This is a genomic window from Pseudomonas sp. GD03862 (genome assembly GCF_029840855.1).
In the GTDB taxonomy this organism is placed as follows: Bacteria; Pseudomonadota; Gammaproteobacteria; order Pseudomonadales; family Pseudomonadaceae; genus Aquipseudomonas; species Aquipseudomonas alloputida.
The window spans coordinates 1-3867 of sequence record NZ_JAOCDI010000091.1; the positions used below are offsets into that span (position 1 = coordinate 1).

The 3867-nt window shown below is 62.9% G+C and carries 3 protein-coding genes; 2 read left to right on the forward strand and 1 reads right to left on the reverse strand.

Annotated features, from left to right (window positions below):
* Positions 1-185 precede the first annotated feature (185 nt).
* A complete protein-coding gene (locus tag N5D53_RS27390) occupies positions 186-1364 on the reverse strand; it encodes an acetyl-CoA C-acetyltransferase (protein ID WP_104962556.1) in 1179 nt (392 codons plus the stop codon).
* A gap of 301 nt (positions 1365-1665) precedes the next feature.
* On the opposite strand from N5D53_RS27390, the gene fabV reads away from it, so the two are divergent.
* Entirely contained in the window at positions 1666-2877 is a 1212-nt protein-coding gene (gene fabV / locus N5D53_RS27395) for an enoyl-ACP reductase FabV (RefSeq protein ID WP_003251642.1), read from the forward strand.
* 104 nt (positions 2878-2981) lie between these two features.
* On the forward strand, positions 2982-3867 hold an 886-nt coding region (locus N5D53_RS27400), incomplete at its 3' end, for an alpha/beta fold hydrolase (protein ID WP_279841124.1).

Below are 3867 nucleotides of genomic sequence, written 5' to 3' on the forward strand. Positions count from 1 at the left end.
GTTTACCCGCGAATACGGTGGCAACTGCAACGGTGAACGGCTGGTGGAAATTGGCCAGCAGGCCCGGCCCTTTCGCGGGTAAACCCGCTCCTACGACGGCCTGCGCGCAATCACCGATGAGTGTCCACCACCGATCAGCGTAGGAGCGGGTTCACCCGCGAAGAGGCCGGGCCTGCTTGAATCAATCAGCGCTCGATGGCCAGCGCCACCCCTTGTCCACCACCAATGCACAAGGTCGCCAGGCCTTTCTTGGCATCCCGTTTGATCATCTCGTGCAACAGGGTCACCAGCACCCTGCACCCGGAAGCACCAATCGGGTGGCCCAAGGCAATCGCCCCTCCATTGACGTTAACCCGCGCGGCATCCCATGCCAGCGCATTGCCCACGGCCAGCGCCTGGGCGGCAAAGGCTTCGTTGGCTTCGATCAGGTCCAGTTCGGCCAGTTGCCAACCGGCCTTGTCCAGGCAACGCTGGGTCGCCGAAACCGGACCAATACCCATGATCGCGGGGTCTACCCCGGCACTGGCGTAGGCGGCGATCTTCGCCAGCACCGGCAGGCCCAACGCCTCGGCCTTCGCTGCGCTCATCAAAAGCACGGCGGCGGCGCCGTCGTTCAGGCTGGAGGCATTGCCTGCGGTGACGCTGCCGTCCTTCTTGAAGGCCGGGCGCAGTTTGGCCAGGGACTCGGCGGTGGTGTCCGGGCGTGGTTGCTCGTCACGGGCAAAAACCTTGGGCTCTCCCTTTTTCTGCGGCAGCACGATGGGGGTGATTTCAGCGTCGAAACGGCCGGCCTCCATCGCCGCCACTGCCTTGCGCTGCGACTCGGCAGCAAAGGCATCCTGCTGCTCACGGCTGAGGCCGTACTTGTCCACAAGATTTTCGGCAGTGATGCCCATGTGGTAGTCATTGAAGGCATCCCACAGGCCGTCCGTGATCATGCTGTCGATCAGTTGGCCATGGCCCATGCGTTGGCCGGTGCGGGCGGAGGGCATCACGTAGGGGGCAAGGCTCATGTTCTCCTGACCACCTGCAATCACCACCTCGGCATCGCCGCAGCGGATCGCCTGGGCGGCCAGGTGCAGGGCCTTGAGGCCCGAGCCGCAGACCTTGTTCAGGGTCAGGGCCGGTACGCTGAAGGGCAGGCCAGCCTTGATCGCCGCCTGGCGTGCCGGGTTCTGACCGGCACCGGCAGTGAGCACTTGGCCGAGGATGACTTCATCGACCTGCGCCGGGTCCAGCCCGGTTTGTTTCAGCAGTTGCTTGATCACGGCGGCGCCGAGGTCAACTGCAGGCACTGTGGCCAGGGCGCCCTGGAAGCTGCCGATGGCGGTACGGGTTGCGGCGACGATCACCACGTCGTTCATGTTGTTGTTCTCCGTGCAATGGGCGTAGTGCCGCCAGCATCGGCGGGTTCGGCTTATTTGTTAAGTTTGTTTTTCTTTCGGATTGATGTGAAAAACAAATCAATGGGTGGCGAAGGTTCTAACCAGCCAATCTGGATTCCGTGCAGCTGTGAGCCTCCTGCACATAAGAACTCTGGTTTTGCATCCCTCTGATCACCCCGTAATATGTGTCGGATAACCTGCGGGGGTAGTCTCACCCTCTGATCAATCGGAATCGCCCCAAGCGGCGCTTCCCCGGCATAAACCTGACGAGGTACAGACATTGGCCATCATTCATCCTAAGGTTCGCGGTTTCATCTGCACCACGACTCACCCGAAGGGCTGCGAGCTCAACGTCCGTGACCAGATCGAAGCCACCCGCAAGCTGGGCGTACGCGAGGATGGCCCGAAGAAGGTCCTGGTCATCGGTGCTTCCAGCGGCTACGGCCTGGCTGCCCGCATCACGGCGGCCTTCGGCTTCAAGGCCGACACCCTGGGCGTGTTCTTCGAAAAACCAGGCACCGAGACCAAGGCCGGCACTGCTGGCTGGTACAACGCTGCCGCCTTCGACAAGTTCGCCAAGGCCGAGGGCCTGTACAGCAAGTCGATCAACGGTGACGCCTTCTCCGACGAAGCCCGCGCCAAGGTCATCGAGCTGATCAAGAACGAAATGGGTGGCAAGGTCGACCTGGTCATCTACTCGCTGGCTTCGCCCGTGCGCAAGCTGCCGCAGACCGGTGAAGTCATTCGCTCGGCACTCAAGCCGATCGGCCAGCCATACAAGTCGACCGCCATCGACACCAACAAGGACACCATCATCGAGGCCAGCATCGAGCCGGCCACCGAGCAGGAAATTGCCGACACCGTCACCGTCATGGGTGGCCAGGACTGGCAGCTGTGGATCGATGCGCTGGCTGGCGCCAATGTACTGGCCGAAGGCGCTCGCACCGTGGCCTTCAGCTATATCGGCAGCGATATCACCTGGCCGATCTACTGGCACGGTGCACTGGGCCAGGCCAAGCAGGACCTGGACGAAACCGCCCTGCGTCTGAACCAGAAGCTGGCCGGTGAAGTGAAAGGCGGCGCCAATGTGGCGGTGCTCAAGTCGGTGGTTACCCAGGCCAGCTCGGCCATCCCGGTGATGCCACTGTACCTGTCGATGGTCTTCAAGATCATGCAGGAGAAAGGTGTTCACGAAGGCACCCAGGACCAGCTCGACCGCATGTACCGCGACCGTATGTACCGTACCGACGGTGCGCCGGCAGAGGTCGACGAGAAAGGGCGCCTGCGCCTGGACGACTGGGAACTGCGTGACGACGTGCAAAACGCCTGCAAGGCCCTGTGGCCACAGGTGACCACCGAGAACCTGTTCGAGCTGACCGACTATGCCGGTTACAAGAAGCAGTTCCTCAACCTGTTCGGTTTCGAGCGCGCTGACGTCAACTACGACGAAGACGTGGCCACCGATGTGAAGTTCGACTGCGTCGAGCTGTAATCGGATCAGCCTGCACTGGCCTCTTCGCGGGTTCACCCGCGAAGAGGCCGGTACAGGCTACAAAATATTTGCTAGTTTTGGCGCACAACGACAGGGAATGCGCCATGAGTAGCCTCACCCAACCTGCTACCCCATTTCGCCACCCCGCGGCCGACGGCTACCGCCTCGGCGGCTTCTGCTGGCGTCACGCCCAACCTGCCCCCCAGCGCCCGCTGGTGATCATCAACGCTGCCACTTCGGTACGCTGCCGCTATTACGCCCGCTTTGCCGACTACCTGTTCGCCCACGGCTGCGATGTGCTGACCTACGACTACCGTGGCATCGGCGAATCCCGGCCGGCGTCGCTGCGTGGTTTCCAGGCCTCCTGGAGCGACTGGGGCCGGCTGGATTTCGAAGCCATGCTGGCGCATGCGGCAGCGCATTTTCCAGGTCAGCCGGTGGACGTGGTGGGGCACAGTTTCGGCGGTTGTGCAGTAGGCCTGGCACCGTCGGCTGGCCTGATCCGTCGGGTCGTGATGGTTGGCGCGCAGTTCGCCTACTGGCGCGACTACGCGGCCAACCAGCGCTGGCAGCTGTTCGGCAAGTGGCATGTGGTCATGCCGCTGCTGACCCGGGTATTCGGCTATTTTCCCGGCAAGCGCCTGGGTTGGCTGGAAGACACGCCGTCCGGCGTGGTGCACGACTGGAGCACGCGTACCCCACGTTATGAGCACCGCCCCAGCGGGCGGGCGTTGGCGGCGCTACCGTTCGCCCAGGTGCGTGCGACGACGCTGGCCATCAGTCTGACGGACGACCCTTTCGGGACCGTGGCGGCGACCGAGCGTTTGTTGGGTTATCTACAGGGGGCCGAGCGAAAGCACCTGCGCATTGCACCTGTGGATATCTCGGCCGAGGAAATTGGCCATTTCGCGTTTTTCCATGACCGGTTTCGCGAAAGCCTGTGGCCGGTGGCCTTGCAGTGGTTGCGGCAGGGGAGGCTGGAAGGCGGGG

Excerpts from the sequence above, each read along its gene's own strand:
- N5D53_RS27390 (WP_104962556.1), bottom strand. The coding sequence starts at position 1,364 with ATGAACGACGTGGTGATCGTCGCCGCAACCCGTACCGCCATCGGCAGC.